22 protein-coding genes are annotated in these 18,032 nt (G+C 66.2%); 1 reads left to right on the forward strand and 21 read right to left on the reverse strand.

What is annotated here, in order from left to right; genetic code table 11:
* Positions 1–14: 14 nt before the first annotated feature.
* Genes CLD20_RS08135 through CLD20_RS08150 form a run of 4 tightly spaced genes read right to left on the reverse strand, consistent with a single transcriptional unit; the run spans position 15 to position 4,213 of the window.
* Positions 15–1,070, reverse strand: a complete 1,056-nt coding sequence (locus CLD20_RS08135; protein WP_224406117.1) for a hypothetical protein — start codon at positions 1,068–1,070, stop codon at positions 15–17.
* Positions 1,071–1,074: 4 nt separating this feature from the next.
* Positions 1,075–1,656: a hypothetical protein gene (locus CLD20_RS08140; RefSeq protein ID WP_224406118.1), complete on the reverse strand. Its 582-nt coding sequence runs from the start codon at positions 1,654–1,656 to the stop codon at positions 1,075–1,077.
* Position 1,657: 1 nt separating this feature from the next.
* Positions 1,658–2,119, reverse strand: a complete 462-nt coding sequence (locus CLD20_RS08145; protein ID WP_224406119.1) for a DNA circularization N-terminal domain-containing protein — start codon at positions 2,117–2,119, stop codon at positions 1,658–1,660.
* Positions 2,120–4,213, reverse strand: a complete 2,094-nt coding sequence (locus CLD20_RS08150) for a phage tail tape measure protein (protein WP_224406120.1) — start codon at positions 4,211–4,213, stop codon at positions 2,120–2,122.
* A 42-nt stretch (positions 4,214–4,255) separates the two neighbouring features.
* Here CLD20_RS08150 and CLD20_RS08155 point away from each other — a divergent pair, with 42 nt between their 5' ends.
* Positions 4,256–4,696, forward strand: coding sequence for a hypothetical protein (locus CLD20_RS08155; protein WP_224406121.1), 441 nt, complete (start codon positions 4,256–4,258; stop codon positions 4,694–4,696).
* Positions 4,697–4,772: 76 nt separating this feature from the next.
* On the opposite strand, the gene CLD20_RS08160 is transcribed toward CLD20_RS08155, so the two are convergent.
* The 17 genes from CLD20_RS08160 to CLD20_RS08240 form a co-directional block, all read right to left on the reverse strand.
* The gene (locus CLD20_RS08160; RefSeq protein WP_224406122.1) at positions 4,773–5,129 is read right to left on the reverse strand and encodes a hypothetical protein; all 357 of its coding nucleotides are present in this window, start codon (positions 5,127–5,129) and stop codon (positions 4,773–4,775) included.
* Positions 5,130–5,132: 3 nt separating this feature from the next.
* Positions 5,133–5,492 (reverse strand): phage tail tube protein, encoded by a 360-nt coding sequence (locus CLD20_RS08165; protein WP_224406123.1) that lies wholly within the window; start codon positions 5,490–5,492, stop codon positions 5,133–5,135.
* A gap of 61 nt (positions 5,493–5,553) precedes the next feature.
* Positions 5,554–7,074, reverse strand: a complete 1,521-nt coding sequence (locus CLD20_RS08170; protein ID WP_224406124.1) for a phage tail sheath subtilisin-like domain-containing protein — start codon at positions 7,072–7,074, stop codon at positions 5,554–5,556.
* A gap of 1 nt (position 7,075) precedes the next feature.
* Positions 7,076–7,381, reverse strand: a complete 306-nt coding sequence (locus CLD20_RS08175) for a hypothetical protein (protein WP_224406125.1) — start codon at positions 7,379–7,381, stop codon at positions 7,076–7,078.
* 11 nt (positions 7,382–7,392) lie between these two features.
* On the reverse strand, positions 7,393–8,136 hold the full coding sequence (locus CLD20_RS08180; protein WP_224406126.1) for a hypothetical protein: 744 nt from the start codon (positions 8,134–8,136) through the stop codon (positions 7,393–7,395).
* Positions 8,137–8,148: 12 nt separating this feature from the next.
* Entirely contained in the window at positions 8,149–8,529 is a 381-nt protein-coding gene (locus CLD20_RS08185) for a hypothetical protein (protein ID WP_224406127.1), read from the reverse strand.
* Positions 8,526–8,846 carry a hypothetical protein gene (locus CLD20_RS08190; protein WP_224406128.1) on the reverse strand — a complete coding sequence of 107 codons (321 nt, stop codon included), beginning with the start codon at positions 8,844–8,846 and terminating at the stop codon, positions 8,526–8,528. Before CLD20_RS08190 ends, CLD20_RS08185 begins: the two co-directional genes overlap by 4 nt.
* A 56-nt stretch (positions 8,847–8,902) precedes the next feature.
* Positions 8,903–9,913, reverse strand: coding sequence for a major capsid protein (locus CLD20_RS08195; RefSeq protein WP_224406129.1), 1,011 nt, complete (start codon positions 9,911–9,913; stop codon positions 8,903–8,905).
* 65 nt (positions 9,914–9,978) lie between these two features.
* Complete coding sequence (locus tag CLD20_RS08200) at positions 9,979–10,359, reverse strand: head decoration protein (RefSeq protein WP_224406130.1); 381 nt, start codon at positions 10,357–10,359, stop codon at positions 9,979–9,981.
* Positions 10,360–10,375: 16 nt separating this feature from the next.
* Positions 10,376–11,407, reverse strand: a complete 1,032-nt coding sequence (locus tag CLD20_RS08205; protein WP_224406131.1) for a head maturation protease, ClpP-related — start codon at positions 11,405–11,407, stop codon at positions 10,376–10,378.
* Between the two features lie 13 nt (positions 11,408–11,420).
* Complete coding sequence (locus tag CLD20_RS08210) at positions 11,421–11,672, reverse strand: hypothetical protein (RefSeq protein ID WP_224406132.1); 252 nt, start codon at positions 11,670–11,672, stop codon at positions 11,421–11,423.
* Between the two features lie 10 nt (positions 11,673–11,682).
* On the reverse strand, positions 11,683–12,492 hold the full coding sequence (locus tag CLD20_RS08215) for a hypothetical protein (RefSeq protein ID WP_224406133.1): 810 nt from the start codon (positions 12,490–12,492) through the stop codon (positions 11,683–11,685).
* A complete protein-coding gene (locus tag CLD20_RS08220; RefSeq protein ID WP_224406134.1) occupies positions 12,489–12,890 on the reverse strand; it encodes a hypothetical protein in 402 nt (133 codons plus the stop codon). Before CLD20_RS08220 ends, CLD20_RS08215 begins: the two co-directional genes overlap by 4 nt.
* A 130-nt stretch (positions 12,891–13,020) precedes the next feature.
* Positions 13,021–14,658, reverse strand: coding sequence for a phage portal protein (locus tag CLD20_RS08225; RefSeq protein ID WP_224406135.1), 1,638 nt, complete (start codon positions 14,656–14,658; stop codon positions 13,021–13,023).
* Positions 14,637–16,595 (reverse strand): terminase gpA endonuclease subunit, encoded by a 1,959-nt coding sequence (locus tag CLD20_RS08230; RefSeq protein ID WP_224406136.1) that lies wholly within the window; start codon positions 16,593–16,595, stop codon positions 14,637–14,639. The genes CLD20_RS08225 and CLD20_RS08230 overlap by 22 nt, the downstream gene beginning before the upstream one ends.
* Positions 16,592–17,182, reverse strand: a complete 591-nt coding sequence (locus tag CLD20_RS08235; protein WP_224406137.1) for a hypothetical protein — start codon at positions 17,180–17,182, stop codon at positions 16,592–16,594. The genes CLD20_RS08230 and CLD20_RS08235 overlap by 4 nt, the downstream gene beginning before the upstream one ends.
* A gap of 199 nt (positions 17,183–17,381) precedes the next feature.
* Positions 17,382–17,939, reverse strand: coding sequence for a phage tail protein (locus CLD20_RS08240; RefSeq protein WP_224406138.1), 558 nt, complete (start codon positions 17,937–17,939; stop codon positions 17,382–17,384).
* Positions 17,940–18,032: the final 93 nt, after the last annotated feature.

Genomic DNA, 18,032 nt, shown 5'->3' on the forward strand with positions numbered 1-18,032 from the left:
CGCCCTGCCCGGCATTAATTTACACGGAAAACCGGCTCGGAAGCCGCCGGAGCGCTCCAGGCCGCATTGCTGTCGCCGCGCGGATTTTCCCCGCCGAGCGCGCGCGGATCCTTGCAGGAGATGACCGCCTGCGTGCCCTCCGCCGTCCCGTCCTGCGCAAAGGTCACCGAAGCGATCACCATGTCCCCCGAAATCCCGAGCCAGTCGTCGTCGACCTCCACAAGGAAGTTGCGCTTCCACAGCCGCCCGCCTGCATCCCTCCAGCCGGGCACCGTGATGGTGCAGGAAACGCCGTTGCCGACGCCGCGCTGCGCTTCCCATGCCGCCCGCTTCTTCGCCCGCTCGGAGGTGATCTCGCCTTCATGCACGATGATCAGCGGGCGCGGCCGCGGCAGGCCCGGCGCCTCGGCCTCGCCTTCCGGCGAAAGCACCGGCCCGCTCGTTCCTTCGGCGGCCTGGCCGCGCACCGTTACTTTCGAATGCCGCTTCTCGCCGGAGAGCGTCGCGCTCGCCTGCTTGATGTTGTCGCCGAGGCGCAGCGCCCCGACATGCCTTCCTTCCGGCCGGTCGGCGAGCTTCAGCTTGCCGCGCTCCGTGTCGTGGATCAGCACGCCACGGGCCCTCGCCTCCGTCTCGAGCGTATCGAAAAGCGTCTCGCCGGGCCGCAGCTTGTGGCGGGGCTTCTTCGGCGTCGTAACGGCGCTTTCGACGCCGATGCCGAGCGTGTCGAAGCCTTCGGCGATGCCGGTGATGTCGACGTCTTTCAGAAGGCCCGTCGGGTGCTCGACCGAGCATTCCGTGGCGTCGCAGGTGCGCGAGACGAAGGTCACGGTGTAGATCCGGTCTTCCTCGCCGTGGCTGGCGTTGACGTCGCGCACATAGCCGGTCCCCCAGAGATCGCCCGAGACGGTGATCACCGCTTCCTCGTCCGGCGCGCAGGGAATGCCCGCCCCCGCCCAGGGCACGACGAAAGACGCCTCGCGCACCGCCTCTTCGGCCGATTCCCTGAGCGTGCAGCTTTCATGCGGCAGGATCCGACCCGCCACCTGGAAGGCCACCGTTTCGAGCATGGTGCTATTCGGCGAGTGCTTCGAAGACGACCGGCATGACGAGCGCCGTGCCGATCCGGTTGCGCGCCACGATCTCCTCCGCCCGCGCCGCATCGCCGTAGAGGTCGAAGGCGGCAAGCGTGGAAGGCAGCGAGATGCCGGTCTCCACCCTGACCACCGGCGCGCGCGTCGCCGCGATCGCCGAAATCTGCGTCACCGCCTCGCCGGCGAGCCGCACGAGAAAGGCATGTACCTCCGCCCCGAAGGCAAGGCCGGCGGGCTCGTAAACCCGATCTGCGGCCGAAGACAGCGCGGACCGCGCGGCCTGCGCGTCCTGCCGCGAGGCATAGTCCGCCCGGATCGCCGCAAAGCACCGGATGACAAGCCTCCCGGTCTCTTCGGCGACCGTGCCGGAGGCCAGAAGATCGAGCGCGTCGATCAGCTGAACCGGGTCGTCGGCGGCCTCGCCGAGAATGCGGCAGGCCTCCAGGAAGCCGCCGGCAGCCGTCTCGCTGCCCTCCTCGATCGCCAGCGCCTCGCGCCGGGCAAGCGTGGCGTCGTCGGCGTCGGTGACGAAGCGATCGATCAGGTCAATGAGCCAGTCCACTTCAGAACACCCCGGCGATCGCGCTTGTCACCGCCGAAAGCCCCGCCCGGAAGACGGAGCGCATCGCCGGTACGCCGCCGGCACGAACGGCGCCGGCCGCGCCGGCCACGACGAATTCCAGCCGGTAGCCGATACGCCCGTTCTTATCGAGGCGCCGGTCCCGCTGGCACGAAAGGCAATGCACGCTCGCCGGCCCGTCCATCGGCAGGACGAGCACGGAAGGCCCCTTGGCCTGGCACGCCGCTTCGAGGGCGAGGCCTTCGGCATCCGCGAGATCGTCGGCGACATAGGCCTCGACGCGGAAGGAGGGCTGCAGCAGCCCCAGATCCTCCGTGACGGCCGCCTCGCCGCCGGAGATCTGGTGCACCGCCACGCGGCGGCCGCGATAGGGTCCGTCGCGCTCGACCCAGAACGGCACGCCCCGAAACGAGGCGGGCCACCAGCCCTTCGACCAGTCGCGCATTTATCGCGCCCCTTCGGCGCCGGAGGCTGGCGTGCCGGCATGCGGCATCGTCCGGCCGCGATTGCCGCTCGCCAGCTGGCCGCGCCCCGCCGACAGGCTTCCGAGCCGGCCGGTGACGTATCGCGCCGTCTCGTCGGCGTCGGAGCGCATGCGCGCCAGCGTCGCCTGGAAGGCGGATGCGTCGATGTCGGCCCGCGTCGAGATGGGTTCCTTCAGCCCCTCCAGGAGATCGCTCGCGCGACGGGCCTCGATCTCGAACCGGTCGAGCTCCATCACCGGGCGCACGCTGAATTCGCCGGCGCCGGGCGAAGGCATCGATAGCGCGGCAGGCACCTCCCGCGCGAACATCGTCCGACGCGCGGTATCTTCCATGGCGCGCTGGCGCGAGAGCCGTGTCGCCACCGTCTCCGGCGCGACGGAGGCCGGCAGCGGCGTGGCGACGACGTCGGCCGGTGAGATGGCCGATGTGCTGCGATAGGTCGGCATGTTCGCCGGATTGGCGAATGGCGAAGACGGTACCAGGGCGTTTGGAAGGATGGAACGAAGCATCTCGCGCTTGCGCGCATCCGCGGCTTCCATCTCTTTCGGCGACATGCCGAGATTGATGGTCTTCTCGCCGTATTCCGTGATGCGCGTGCCGCCGGGATCGGCCACCCTCTTGCGCCACTCTTCCAGCTTGCGGATCGCCTCGGCCGTATCGTTGATCGCCTTGGCCAGGTCCTCGGCGAAGCGCACGATCGCGCTGCCGTCGAAGTCGACGTTGAAATCCTGCTCGGCGACGCGCTGAAGAACGCGCAGCACCTCCTCGGCGGCGTATTTCGCCTCGCCGATCTCACCCCAGTCGAGTGAGACGCGGAACGCTTCGCCGGCCGCCTTGAGCTCGCCGACCAGCTCGCCCGCCGCGCCCGTTCCATCGGAAAGCTCCATCATGAGCTCGCCGGCTTTCTCCACCACCGAGGTCAGCGCGGGCAGCACTGCCGTGCCTGCGGCGATTTTGAGTTCTCGCCAGCGATTGGCGAAGACCTGCAGCTGCGAATTGTAATCGTCGAGCTTCATCGCATAGGAGCGGCCGAGCGAACCGGCCCACCGGCTTTCGTCGGCGGCGATGGCCAGATTGCGCTTCACCTCCTCCGATCCGGCGACCAGCCGCATCACCTCGTCGTCGAAGCCCTGACCCAGAAGGCCTTGCAACGCCGCGACACGGCTTCTCTTGTCCATCCTGTCAAGGTTTTCCAGGAACGTCAGCAGCGCCGCATTGGCATCCTCGTCCATCAGCCTGGCGAATTTCTCCGTGTCGCCGACCACCGTCTTGAAGGCGTGCCAGGCCTTGGGGCCGGCGCCTTTCGGGTTGAGCAGCTTGCCCGTCAGCGTGTCCATCGCCCGCGCGGCGACTTCGGCGGGCATCTTGAGATTGAGGAGCGAGGCGCCGAGCGCGGCCGACTGTTCCTTGCTGAGACCGAAAAGCTTCAGCGACGCGCCGGCCCGATCGAGGAAACTGATGATGTCCTTCTCGTCGGCGATGCCGCTGTCGGCGAGCGTGTTGATCAGGTCGAAATACTTTTCCATCTCGTCGCGCGCGACGCCGAGGCCGACGGTAAAGCCCGCCGCCGCATTGCCGACCTCCTCGGCCGACATGTCGAAGGCGTCCGCCGCCTTCGCCGAGAGCGCCGCGAATGCGCGCAGCTCGTCGAGCGGGATGCCGGCGGCGGCGCCGCGCTCGAAGGCGGCGGCGATTTCCTCGATCGACACGGCGAGTTCGCCGGAGGTCGCAAGGTCGAGAACCTCCTTGCGGATATTCGCCATCTCTTCGGCCGTCGCCCCGGCCTTTTTCTGCACGCCGGTCATGGCGCTTTCGAAATTGGCTGCCTCATCGGCCGAGCGCTTCAGCCCGTAGCCGATCGCCGCCGGACCGAGAACGCGCGTCAGCATGCGTCCCGCCCCGACAAGTCCGCTCATCAGGGCGCCGTTGCTCCGGTTGAACCGCGCCGCCCGGCGATCCATCTCCTGCATCTTGCCCCCGACGGAAGCGAGCATCCGGCCCGCACCGGCATCCTTGCCGACGAGCCGGAGTGTCGCTTCGAGAATGCGGTTCATGTTAGAGTAGCTTTCAGATGAAGGTGAAAGGGAAACGGACCGATGCGAATTGCTTTGGCACTGGTTGCATTACTTGGACTTTCGGCGATTTCCGCCAGCGCGGGCATGCGTGAAAACTTCGACGACGCGACCAGAGGCATTGAAACGGCTCTTGGCATCGACGCGGCGCCCGGCATCGCCGGCAACTTCTGCACTGCCGATCTTTGCCAGGCATGGGCCGGCAACATCCAGTACCGCTCTCTCGGCGGCACGCTGGAACTCTTTCCCTCGAATCGCGACCCGGCGGAGGTCTATATGGCCGCCTGCGCCGGCGCCCTCGCCGGGCTCGCACGGATCGATGCAAATCTGGCGGACGGCGCCGTCATACAGTCCTTTGCCAGGGCGTCCGTTGAGCGCCTGGCGAAGATGGAAGTCTCCGGCGTCGAGATGAAAGTGGCGCCGAAGGTCGACGATCGCCTGAGCTGCGAGTTTTGGCGGCGCTAGCGCCGCTTGCGGCGACGCTTCTCGCGTTCGTGCCAGTCGGCCGCCCGGCCGAACCAGCGGTCGATCTCTTCGAAGGTCAGTCGTCCGACGTCTTCCGGTCGCCATCCGAGCCGGAAGACGAGCTCTCCGACCTGCGCATCTGCTCGCGCGCTTGCGTAAAAAAACCGAGCACCGCTTCTTCCAGCGCCATGACGTCGGCGAGCTCATCGATCACGGCAAGCGCGCCGCGGGCGACGGGCGCTTCCACGAGAATGTCGAGATACTTTCGCACCACCACGCGATCGGTCTGCAGCATCTTCGCGGACGCGCCGTAGACCACTTCCTGCGGGCTTCCGATCTCGAAATATTCCTCGAATTTCGGCGCGCGCAGCACGACCCTGGAAAACACCTCGCCATGCGCCGTGTAGGATTTCGACAGCGGAACTTGCTTCACCTCCTAGACCCTCCGATAGGCGTCGGTGACGATCGAAAGCCCGGACACCTCGCCCGTCTTGCGGTTGATCGTCGGTTCGCCCTCGAAGAACGCGTCGGTGAAGAAGTGCGACACGGCGGTGAAGTCCTCGCGGAACGTCGCGTTGAAGCGCAACCGCATGAGGGCTTCCCAGTCCTGCCCGCCATCCTCGAAGGTGCATTCGGCCTTTCTCGGCGTCAACGTGGCCGAGCGCGACACGGACCCGTTCTGGTTGGTGATCGGCTCGTTCGAGGTGCCGGTCGGCATCACCGAGAGCTCGCCGCGCATCGTGATCGCGGTGCCGCCAGAAAGCGTCAGCACCATTTCGCCGCCGAAATCGGCCATGTTCGTTCCTCCTGGAAGAAAAAAGGCCGGCGCCGCCGGCCTTCAGGTTGATTGAAAGCCGTCAGGCGGCCTGGCGGTACTGCACGTAGAGCACGGCGTTCAGCGCGAGAATGTCGAACGGGTTCACCCGGTCGATCGGGGCGAGCACATTGACCCGGTTCGGATTGTCGCCGTCCCGCTGGACGATCAGCCGCCGCGCGAATTCGGGGGCATTTTCCAGCACGCCCTGCCGCGCCATCGCCTCGGCGGAATGGATCATCGTCGCCTTGATGTCGGCGGGCGTAGAAATGGCGCCGAGATTGCCCGGATTGGTGTCGGCGATCGCCTTCTGGCCGTGCTCGTAGGAAAGGTCGGCACGGAAGCGCTTCAGCATGTACATGGCCTGCGCCATCGCCTGGATGTCCCTGAAGACGGTATCGGTCTGCCCGAGCGGGTTGGTCCGGTAGGTCGTGATCAGCTTGTCGATCGTCACCTCGCCCACCGAGTTGACCGACCAGCTGGAGATGCCGGACTTCAGGAAGGTGTTGCGCTGCGCATAGGCCGGCCAGGTCGAGCGGGTGCGCGGCGCCTTGACGCCCTGGACGACGAGGCCGGTATGGTTGCGCGAAACGTTCCCAGTCGAACCGTCGCCGAGCCAGGGCACGGTGCGTGCGAGAAGCGCGGTCGCCCAGGCCCAGACCGGAGAGGGGTTGCCCGCGCTTTCGATCACCGGGACGATCGTCAGGTGCCGGTCATTGAGGGAAAGGCCGAGCGTCGTGAGGTCGCCCGTCGAATCGACCAGCGCCGTCACGATGTGCCCGAAGATCTGCTTCAGATACGACCAGCGCCCGGAAACATCCGACATCAGCGCCGTGTAGCGGCCGATATTCGTCGCGTCGGCGAAGGGCGTGGCGATGAAGTCGAATGGCTCGTCGCCGAGCGCGGCGAGCCCGGTCGAAAGGTCCGGCGAGCCGGTTGCCGTCGTCGTCTGCGTGATCGCCGTCGCCGAGCCGGCGAAGGCGTTGCCGGCGACGTCCGTCGGCACGAATACGTCGATGGAGTTCATCACGAGGCCGGCGTGCCGCGCCGTCAGCGTCACCACTTCGTCGGTCGCCGAAGCCGTGACGGCGAGCGAGGCGCCCGTGAGTTCGTTGTAATAGGCGTTAACCGCCGCCGCGAGGGCCGAGGCGACATCCGTATCGGCGTCGCCGGCGGCGATGACGATCTGGATCGTCTCGCCCTGGATCTCGATCGTGCCGACACCGCCGGCAGCGGGCACGCTGTCGATCGACACCGTCCATGCCGCCGTCGTGCCGGTCGCAGCGACGTTGATCCCCCAGATTTCCTGTGCCGGAGCGTTGGCGCGGGCGATGCGGTACATGTCCGCGAGCATGGAGCCGGCGCCGCAAAGCGCATCGGCCTCGTACTGCGAGTTAATCGGCGTCGGCGTGTTCGCGGCAAGGCTCGCCCCGGAATTCGCATGCCCGATCAGCAGAAGCCGGGAATTGGATTCGAACTGCCCGCCGGACGTAAGCTCGAAGAAAAACCCCGGTGCGACGAGGCCGGCGCCCGGAATGTTCTGGAAAAGGATGCCTTCGGCCATGTCAGCTCTCCTTGCGCCGCGCGCGCGGCTTTCGTGCCTTGGCGCCGGTCGCGCCGGCCGCCTGGTTGGTGCCGCGATCCGTCAGCGCGGGCGGCGTCTGCGTTTCCATGATTTCGCCGGCAAGATCCGGCGCCTCGGCTTCGAAGGCCGGTGCCGTCTCGATATCGCCCTCCCGCGCAAGTCCGGCCCAGAATCCGTCCTCCATGTCGACGGTCTCGCCATCTGCCGAGAACAGCCTTCCGCCGCGATCGGGCATCGGGATTTGCAGACCCGGCCGCGCCAGGCGCATCCGCTCCAGTCTTGGCATCCTTGTCCTCGCTAGTCTGTCTCGACCCGCCCTTGCAGCGCCGCCGCCGGGACGCTCTCCGGCGTCTCGGCCCCGAGCCCGATGTCGATGCCCTCCAGCGGCCCGGCCGCGTCCTGCCCGGCCCATGCCTCGGCAAGCCGGACGCAGATCGGCCGGCCGTAGCTTCCTTCCGGCAGCGTCGCGGCCAGGCTTTTGAGCGGCTCCGGCAGTTCGCCGGGCGTATCGCTCCATCTGTCGTCGGCGATCTGGCAGCTCATCACCATCGTCCGGCGCGCCAGGCGCACGCCGATCTCCGGCATGCGGAACTGGTCGGAGCGCGTCTCCGTGATTTCGCGCAGCAATCCCCGAAAAAGTGCCGGGTCCCGCCGCTTCAAGAGCGCGAAGCGGATCTGCGAGGCGAGAAATTCCAGCCGCGCCGCCGCCGCCTCGTCGGTCGCCGGGTTCGCCACGGCGTCCTCGTCGTCGAAGCGGTCGATGACAGCGACCTCCATCTCGAAGACGAGGTCCGCCGTGATCCATGCCGGATGCGCCGGGGCCGAGGCGCCGCGGCTTTCCCCGCCCATCCGGTCGCAATAGACGCCGACGCAGATCGCGCCGTCGCTCTGCGGATCGAGCTCGCCGAGCGAGACCGACCGGCTGTCGAAATAGTTGTTTCCGGCGATTGTCGGAAACGGGATCTTCCCCTCCACCGCGGCGGTCGGCGCGAGCGTTTCGATCGCCGCAAGCCGCAGCGCCGTCATGGAAAGCGTTGCCATTCTTGAGTGCCCCTAGGCAGCCGCGGCAAGAAGACAGGCGAAACGGTCGGAGCCGTCCTCGTCCGTGTCGACGATGGTGAACCGCTCGCCGCCGAAGCTGACGCGGTCGCCGATCCGGGGCCGCCAGGGCCAGCCCGCGGCAAGTGCCGTCACCACGATCTGTCCGCTGCTATGCGTCAGCCGCGATTCCGGGTCGATCGCCGTATCGGCCGAGAACTGCCAGTCCTTCGGCGCCCGCTCCACGGAGATGTTCGCCGTGAACCTTTCCCGCTCGGTATCCTCGAAGGCCTCGCCGCGGCGGGGCTTCGACACGCCGATGAAGGTCGCCTCGGTTTCGTCAAAGATGTCCGCGACGGCGGCATCGAGCGCCGCCGCCGCTTGTGACCAGGTCACGCCCCCGCCGCGGCCTGCAGGGCCGTCAGGATCTCCGCCTTTGTCATGTCGGAGGTAATTTCGACGCCGCGCTTCTCAGCCTCCGCGACGAGTTCGTCCTTGCGCATCTTGTCGACGGCACCGTTGGCGTGGCTCTTGTCTTCATTCGGCTTTTTCGAGCTGTCGGACGCCTCGACCGCAAGCCGTTCTTCGACGAGATGCTGCCCATACTCCTCGGGCAAAGACACCGTTTCGCCCGTCGCCACCATCTGACCGCTCCGGATCTTCACGACCGATTCCGGCACGATCACGGTGGAGCGCATCTTGTACTTCTTCATCTTTCCCTCCTCGGAGGTCTGCGCCGCCCTCAAACGGCAAGTTGGAAAGGCGGCGATCAGGTGAGCGTCAGGCGACGCAGGACCTCAGGACGGGTGCAGAGGGAGATCGCGTTCATCTGCACCTCCAGATCTCGCCCTTTCCGGTTCGGCTTCGGAGTCTGCTGCACGTAGAACGGCAGGCCGACGGTGTTGACCGTTTCCTCGTAGTCGGCCGGGGCGAAGCGCGTGAGGAAGAGCTCGGGCACGCCGACAGGAACGACGCGAGCTTCATTCGCCGCGATGTACGGCGAGCCAAGATCGGCGGTCGCCGCTGCACCCGTCCGGTAACGCTCCCAGGTCGCCCCTCCGAACTCGAAGATGTCGGGAACCGCCATGCGCAGCTCCACGGCGCCCGCGTGGCTGAGAAGCGTCTCCTTCACGCTCTTGTGCCGCCAGAGCGCCGTGTGGAGGTCGCGACCGGTGAAGACGTGCAACCCGTCATAAGGCTCGTCGAGGGAGTCCTCGATCGAAAACCGGACAGCGTCGAAAACAGTGCCGACATCGGTCGTGTCGACGTCGAGCTCCAGCGAAACGGCTGCGGGCGTGGAAATGCCGAAGCGCGTGTAAAGGTTCTCGACGACCGTGCCGTTCTTCGTGAGAACGATGCCCTTGATGGCGCCGCAACGCTGATGCTCGAGCGTCATTGTGAGGTCCTGCGCATGGCGCGCGGCCTTCTCGACGACCCGGTCCTCTACCGTCTCAAGCACGTCCTCTTCGCCGAAAGCGCGCACGTTCTGCACCTCGTCGGCATAGATGGCGTCATCGCGCTGGTAGTGCGGGACCTTGAAGGGGATGGCCTCACGGTCTTCCCCGCCGACCGTTTCGCCCGGCCCGCCACGCGGGGTCGGCTCGACCAGGGAAAGCTTCCCGTCCTTCATCTCGACGTAGACGGTCGTAGTGGTCACGCCGGATTCGTCGAAAAGTCCGGCGGCGGAGATCTGGCCGGGGCGGTACTTGCGCTTGTTGACCGAGGCGGTCAGGGAGACGAGCGAGAAGGCATCGCCCTCGAAAACGTCCAAGCTGGGCATGTCTCATTTCCTCATGAAAAAGCCCGCCGAAGCGGGCTTGTCTGAATTCTCTGGGTGAACCCGCCTTAGCGGACCTTGATGAGAGCGCCCCGCAGCTGCGTTGCCTTGGCCGCTTTCTTCGTGTTGTCGTCGACGCTCGACTGGTAGAGAAGTTCGTCACCCTTCACTTCGCATGAAGTGTCGACGACAACCGCCTCGGCATCCGCCGACGTCGCGTCGACGCGATAAAGAAGGACGGCGGCTGCGGTCTCGGCGCCCTCCTTCCCGGTGACCTCCGCGTTCGGTGACCAAGCGAACTTGCCGGACGCAGTCACCTCGCCGAGCACCGAGCCGGCTTCGAGGATGCCTTCTCCGCTGAGAACCGTGACGACCTCGCGCGACAGCGAACCGGGCGCTTCCGACAGCAGGAAGCTGATGTTTCGCTTTCCCATCACCTTGTTTTCCATTTCGCCCTCCTAGGCTTCAGTGGGTGCGCCTGGCGGCATAGATCTCGCCAGCATTGATTGTCGCTTTCGGCCGCCCCTGTGAGGAAGCCTCCGGCCGGGCGAGGCCGGCGGCGAGCGAGCGCTGCTCCTCGTAGCTCGCCGCGGGCCGCTTCTCTTCGGCGGCCTTTGGCGCCGCTGCGAGCGTCGCCTTGATCGCGTCGACATCCATCTCCGTTCCCAGGAGATGCTCGGCCAGCGCCTCGCGGCCCTTCGTCTCGTCAAGCGCCAGAACGGCCTTGCGCCGCTCGCGGTCGGCCGCGACGGCCTTCTTCGCCGCTTCGGAAATCGCGGCTTCGGTATCGGCGGCGTTGTCCTCCGCCTTCTGCTTTTCCGACATCGTCGTCTCCTTCTGCTGCCGGGTGGATGCGGACGCGGAGGCGGCCGCCTTGTGCTCGGTCTCGAAAGACCAGTTGCGCTTGCGGGCGAGCGTCTTCAGCCGGTCCGGAGCGTTCGCGTAGGCGCGGTAGTCGAAGGCCGCGACGGCCTTCGCCTTGGCTTTTTCCGCTTCGTCGGCGTAGCCCCGCTCGACAGCCTGGTCGGCCGTCAGCCAGATTTCCGCTTCCATGTCGGCGCGGACGGCGTCCGTCTCGTTCCCCGACCGCTCGGCGTAGATCGAGGCCATCTGCCCGGAATAGGCGGTCAGCATCTCGATCGACTTTTCGTGGTCTGCGATCGTGCCGATCGTGATCGACGCCGGATCGTGGATCATCATCACCGATCCGGCCTTCATGACGATCCGGTCGCCGGCCATCGCGATGATCGAGGCCGAGGAGGCCGCGATGGCGTCGATTTCCATCCTGACCTCGCCCCTGTGCGCGGCGAGCGCGTTGTAGATCGCCAGCCCCTCGTCGACGATGCCGCCGCCGGAGTTGAGGCGCACGGTGATATCGTTTTCACGGCCATGTTCGGCGAGCGCCGCAAGCACCTGGGCGGCGGTAAAGCCGTCGCCCCAGAAGTCGTCGCCGACGAACCCGTAAAGCACGAGTTCGCCGTCCTGCAGGATCGGCATGTCAAAGTCCTTTTCAGATGAAGCTGAAGCGCTTTGCGTAACGGCGGCGCAGGCCGCTCTTGCCCTCGCAGGCACGCCGCGCGATCTCCAGCTCGGCCGTGACGTCGGCGAGGCTCTGGCCGCGGTATTCGATCTCGCGCTCGCCATTGGCGGTGCGATAGCGGATGCGGCCGATCTTCTCGCCGGTCATGATCGCGTCGCGCAGCGCCGACAGCGCCGCCGCCCGGCCGCATGGATCGTCTTCGAGCGTGGGGAGCGCCGCCATCAGGACGCTCTCACGAAAAAGCCGCCTCGGAGGGCGGCCTGGCGGGCTTGGCAATGTAGCGAGATCGTTTCATCCCGAGGGCCGGATCGCCCCGCCAATGCGCTTTGACCCGTTCCAGCTCGCCCCGTCGCCAGCGCAGGAAAGAGCGCACGAAGTGTAGGCACTTGCGCCCGGAGAACCTTGCCTCGATTGCCTCATCGGAGGCCGCCTCGCGCCTGTCGTCCTCGTCGCACCAGAGCGTGATTTCGGTGTAGGCGTGCAGCGGGTACTTGCCGACCATCCCCATCGCCCTGGCGATCTTTCGCTGCAGCCCGGCATGCGGCGTGTGCGTCTTCTGGCCCACGATATGCGGTGTGTTGATGAGGAACAGTTTTCCGATAATATTGGATGAAACCGCTTCGAGAGAAGGCAAGCGATCGCCGGGCTCACTCTGAAAGCGCATCACAAACTCCGAACTATCCCCGCCTACGTCGATGTATTCCGGAATTGAAATACATTCCCGAGAAGCTACCGCAAAGAAGAAACTCGTTCCGTCCCCGGCGTTTTTCGATTCCACCCATTCTTGATCGACACACAAAACTCCCAGATCTCGGCTCAGCTCCAGCCACGTGACCGGCGCCGGCAGAAATACGCGTCCGGAAGCGAGCAGGTCGCCAACCGTCGCTCGAATGTCGTTTGCAGTGAAAAAGCCATCGAGAGCAGAAATATCGAAGCACTTCGCTTCGAGAAGAAAGGAGCTGGAGGCGGCGAGATCGGCGACAACCCGTTTTGCCTTCGGCCGGCACCAGTCGTTCAGCAGGGCTTGGGCGAGCGGGGTCATGCCATGCCTCCAGCACGCTTGCGGCAGAGGCAGCTGTCTCGCACGGCCCTCAACGTGTTGATCGCGTCGATATACCGGGCCAGATCGCGGGCGGCCGAATACGTCATGTCACCGGCGAGCGCTCGACTGAAATGCTCTTGGACCCTCTGGAAGCAATCATTGAAGTCGCCACCGAAGATCGGTGCTTCGGCCCGCGGATAAGGAAAATCCGACAGACTGCAACATTTGCCGTCTTCGTTGCCGCACGGACCTTCGGCAGCTTTTGTGCCTCCGGTCATGCCCTTGGCGGGATCGCCCCGCCAATGCGCTTTGACCCGTTCCAGCTCGCCCCGTCGCCAGCGCAGGAAGGATTGGACGAAATGCATGCCTCTGCTTTTCGCGTGCTTCTCTTCTCTCATCTCTGTCTCCATCGGCGCCCGGCCCGCAAAGCCCGGAGCGCGCAGGGGGTTGTGTTCACAACCGCCGGGGCCGATGGAGCCGTGGCGATTGCGCTCTATCCGCGTTTGCGACCGCGGAATTCTCTTTCGATCAATTGACCTGGCTGGCCGGCGTCCCGCCATCGGGATCGGTCCGCGTGCTGGTCGTCCGCGCCTCGTAAGGCGAGCGCATCCCCTCTTCCTGATATCGGCGGTGCGTGCGCACCCGCATCTCGAAAAGCTCTTCCGGATCGACTCCGCCGGCAGCGCATTCGATCTCGATCGCCGAAGTGCCGTTCTCCAGGCGCTCGCTGGAGGCGCGGGCGCTTTTGTAGTCATCCGCCGAGGGTGCGGGCGGCCCCTGCCACTCGGCCCAGGTGACCGCGCCACGGTTCGCGACGAATGCCTCGTAGCCGCCCTTCAACGGGATGCGGCCGGATCCGATCTCCTCGTCGAGCCAGTTCTCAAAGATCATCTGGTTCAAAGGCGCGGCGATGCGCTCGCGCCGCCGCAGCACCACCGGCCAGATCGATGCCATCTCCATCCGCACGGACGAATAGGTCGCGTCCGAATGGTCCATCGTCAGGCCGCCATAGGTGATGCCGATCGCACGCGCCATGTCGCGCGACAGGCTCGCCGAGAACGGCAGATAGGTGTCGTTCGGGCTGCCGACCTTTTTGAGGTCCAGTTCCTCGCCCGGCGCCAGATGCGAGACCTGCGGCTCGCCGTTGACATGCACCTTCGCTTCGCTCGCCCGCTCCAGCGCCGCGGCGAAATAGGAAGTGAAGCCGTCGATGATCTCCGAGGCGCCCTCCATCTGGCTGTCCTTCAGAACTTCGAGCGCTTCGAATGCGTCCTTGCTCGGCTCCTTGCTGGTCAGGACGATCGCGAAGATGTTCTGCAGGATCGCCTGCTGCAGCGTCGCGTCCTCCAGCACCTCGTGCTGCAGATGTTTGCGAAAGGCCGGGGCCAGCTTCGAGATTCCCCGCACGTCAGTCGCGTCGACCGGATCGAAAAGATGGATCACCACGTGCCGGCCGTCCCGGTCCTTCGCCGGGAAATCGACCTTCCGGGAAATCAGCCCGTTTTTCTCGCTGAAGCGATAGCGCACTGGCCGCCCGTTTGCGTCGTGGAAGACGCCCTGGTAGAGGCCCTCCGTCTCGATCGTGTCCTGCACCAGTTTCGTCGGCGGCACGAGGCAGATCTTGGTGCCGGTCGTGATGCCGTAGCGCTCGCGGGCCGCCTGCGGCAGGTAGTCGAGGACGCCCGTCGTCTCGCCATAGGCCATGTCCCACCGAAGCGAGATGTCGACGAGCTGCGGTACCGTGAACTTGCCGCGAAGGTCGCATTCCCTGGCCTCGTAGGCCCAGTGCTTCCACGCCTGCTTCACGAGCGAGATGAAATCCCGCGTCTCCTTTTCGTCGTAGCCCAAACGCGAAAGACTCGGACGCGGCGACAGGGTCAGACCATCGCCGACGGTATCCCCAATTACCTGCGTGACGGCACCGCTCAAGCGTCCCGAATTGTGCAGGATGTCGAGCGCGATCGCCGCCGAGCGCGGCCAGGCGCGCCGGATCTCGTCGCGGCTTTCACGAAGGACCGCTGGCCGCGAAGCGATGATGCCCGAGCGCGTGTCCTTCAGATAGCTCGCCTGCGGCGCGGTGCGGCCGGTATTGCCCGGCAGGCCCCGCCCTCGCCCGCCGAGCAAGCGGCCGATGATCCCGGGCTTCACTGCGACCGCTTCCGCCATTTGTTCCGCCTTTCCTCGAACGACGACGAGTCACCCGCCGTTTTCGGCGCCTGAGGCTTGGCGGCCAGCTTGACCGCTTCGGGCGCGAAGAGATCCGGATCGGCAAGTTCCGCCGGCACGCCGCGGCTGGCGGCGAGCTGCGCCCACCGCTCCGGCGTCATCCTGGAAAGGCCGAGATACTCGGCCATCGCCATCGCCATGATCCGGCAGTCGAGGAGGTGGTTGTCTTCCCGCAGTGGACGCCATTCCCGCCGTGTGCGGCCGCGGAACTTCACATCGGCCAGATATTCGGCCGTGATCTGCTTGAAGTAGTTCTCGCCGAGGAAGCCGCCGAAGTGGCAGTAGCCGGCCGGATCGACCTCCTGCCCGGCCGCGATTCCCGGCTTGCGAAGGTTCGAGTAAAATTCCGCTTTCAGCGGCCAGGTGCCGATCGGCCAGAGCGAGGCCCCCCGGCGAATGCGTTTGCCCCTGAGATTGATGTCGACACGGCTCGGTGATCCGATCGCCGGATGCGTCCAGCCTGCCATGCCTTTTGTCGCGTAGGCCCGCGCGCGGCTCCGCACGAAGGCGAGCGCCTGGTTCATCCGCTGCCCGTCGCCGGCATCGACCGCGAGGGCGTCGATCTGCCGATCCTGCCCGAACGCATCAAGAAAGCGCTCGTCATAGAGTGCCGCGAGTTGCTGCCACGCTGCCCCGTTCGGATCGGCGGTGTCGCCCTCCAGCCAGCGCGCCGCGACGCACCAGCTCTGCCTGTCGGGTGCGAATGCCACCACCTCCGCCCAGATACCCGAATGCTGCACGTCTGCCCCGCAGACGAGCAGCAGTCCGCGCGGCGGCACGACATTCTCCACCAGATCCCGGTCGCGGCGCTCCATGAGCCGCTCGTGATCCGGCGCGTCGCCACGCATCCGGTAGGCCAGGCCGAGAACCGTGTTGAAGAAGGCTTTGACCTTCCTCTCGTCTCCATGCGCGGTCCACCACCCCTCGGCGATCATGTCCCAGGTCGTGACAAGCGACGTCAGCGCATCGACATGGAAAGACGGGTATAGCCCTTCCGAATTGGCGGCGACGAACCGGCCCTCGCGCACGAGCGCCGCCTTTTCGTGGTGCTCAATGACACCGCCGCAACACTGGGCGACGTAGTGCGCCTGGTAGGGCGGGCGCCGGTTGAACTTCAGGTGCTCGAACTGAAGCCGGATCGACGTGCCGCATTGCGGGCAGTCAACGTGCCAGAATCGCTGGTCGCCTTCCTCGAAAAGCTCGTCGATCTTCGACTCGCCATCTTCGGTCGGCGTCGACAACGCCAGGAGGCGCCATTCCCCGGTCGCGTGATGCGAGGTGAAACGCCCCTTGAGCAGCTCGAACGGGTCGCCCTGCCCGTTGAGGTCGTCCTCCCATTCGTCGATCTCGTCGGCAACGCCGATCTTCAGCGTCTTCTGGCGCAGGTCCGCCGCCGAGTTGGCGTTCAGCAGAAGCAGCGATCCGCCCGGGAACCGCTTGTAGGTGCCGGTCGAGCCCTGCGCCGAGCGCGAGGTCTGCGGCCGTATTTTCTTTTTCAGGACTGGCGTCGCCTCGATCGCCGGGCCCAGCTTTTCCCGGCTGAATTCGTTGATCGCGTCTTGGCCGGGAAGCACGAAGCCGATGCGGCACGGCGCACGATCCGCGTAGGAGAGGCAGAGCGCCATTGCTGCGACGGAGACGCCCGTCTGCGCGCTTTTGCGCACGGCGGCGATGTTGTGCGGGCTGTCGGGGCCCATCGCGTCGATGATCTCCGGCACATAGGGCGTGAGCGACGGGTCCCATTTCGTGCCGGCGCGCGGCCCGTCCGGGACAACGAGCTGTTGCGCCCAGACGGACGGCACCAGGGGTGGGGGCGGCGCAATGATCGCGGCAAGCGTGCCGGCGATGATCGGCAGGGCTTTGGCAAGTCCCTTCACGCCTTCTCCTCTTCATCGTCCGCGCCGTCGCTCTCGGCGGTTGCCATGAGCCGCATCGAACTCGCCACGCTCTCGCGCAGCGAGCGCGCCTTGTCCTTCAGGAGCTTGCGGACCCCGGAGACGCCATTTCGCGAGACGGCCGTCGCCAGGTCGTCCGCGAGAACCGGAAGCTGATCGATCTCGCGCACCATGACCTCTGCGCACTTGGCCATGGATGCTTCGACGTCCTCGATCGCCACCAGGCGCCCAACCCGCTGCTGGTAGTCCAGCTCGGCCGACTTCGCCCGGTACTCCTCGGTAACCGTACGGGCCTTCGTAAGCGCCGCTGAATTGCTTTCCGCGCCAGCGGCTGCCGCCTCGTCCGTCGCCGGTCGCAGCGCACCCTTCGCAACATTGAGCGGCCGCGGCTCGTCGAGGCGAAGCTTGGTCTCGCCCAGCGCGTGATCGGCGACGGCCGGGTCGATGCGCTTCTTGCCGGTGCGTGGGCAGAGCGTCGTCGGGATTCGGCCCGCCTTCACCAGCTTGGAGATCGCCGGCTGGCTGCAGCCGCGATGCGCCGCGTACTGCGTGAAGGTCATCAGATCCATGGGCACCCCGGCCATAACCGGGCATGCCGCGTTTTCATAACCGGCATAACCGCTATAACCTTGATTTTGCGATCGAAAAACTGGCGATATTTCGGGGTCGCCCCGGCCCGCAGTTGGTGAGGGCGGCGGTACGGTCCCTTTTTTCGAGGCCGAGGTCCGACGTGATTTCGGGTTAAGCCTGGCTTGGCATCCAGCGGCGTTAGTGCCCGGCGCGCGCCAGCAGGCGGTCGACCTCGTGCAGGAAGCGCGGCGCGAAGACGTCGCGCATCACATCCTCCAGCACGTCCAGGAATTCATCCGGCGAGGTGAGGATGTCGTTCGCCGGGTTCGGCCCGAACAGCTCGCGGATCGGCAACCGTGCCGAGCCGACGCGCTTGAAGACCCCCCGATGCCCGCTGCCCATCGAGGCGCGGAACGCCCCGCGGATCTGCCCACGTCCGCGGATGGAAACGCCGCGCTTTCCCTGCCGCGCTCCCAGCTCCTCGAGCGGAATCCAGCCGGAGCGCACGAGAATCACCTGCGTCGCGCCACCCGCATTGAAGGCGGCGAAGGAACGCGTCTTTCCCCGCACATGCTTCTGCGGGATGTCGATCCGCTCCGCCGAGCGCCGCACGACCCGGGTCGTCGCCATCGACCTGACGCGCGACATCGCCCGCGAGGCCGCCTTCACCCGCATCTCCGCGGGAAGGCGCGAGATGTGCCGTCCCATCCGGGCAACATCGGAAGTGTCGATCCACGTCGATGCCAGATCGGCCATGCCTCGATCCCCTCCACGAAAAAGCCCGCCCCGTTCCTCTCATGGACCCGGGCGGGCTCTCGCAATTCCACGGTTGGAACCTCTGTCAAGAAT

It is taken from the genome of Afifella sp. IM 167 (assembly GCF_020144925.1).
In the GTDB taxonomy this organism is placed as follows: domain Bacteria; phylum Pseudomonadota; class Alphaproteobacteria; order Rhizobiales; family Afifellaceae; genus Afifella.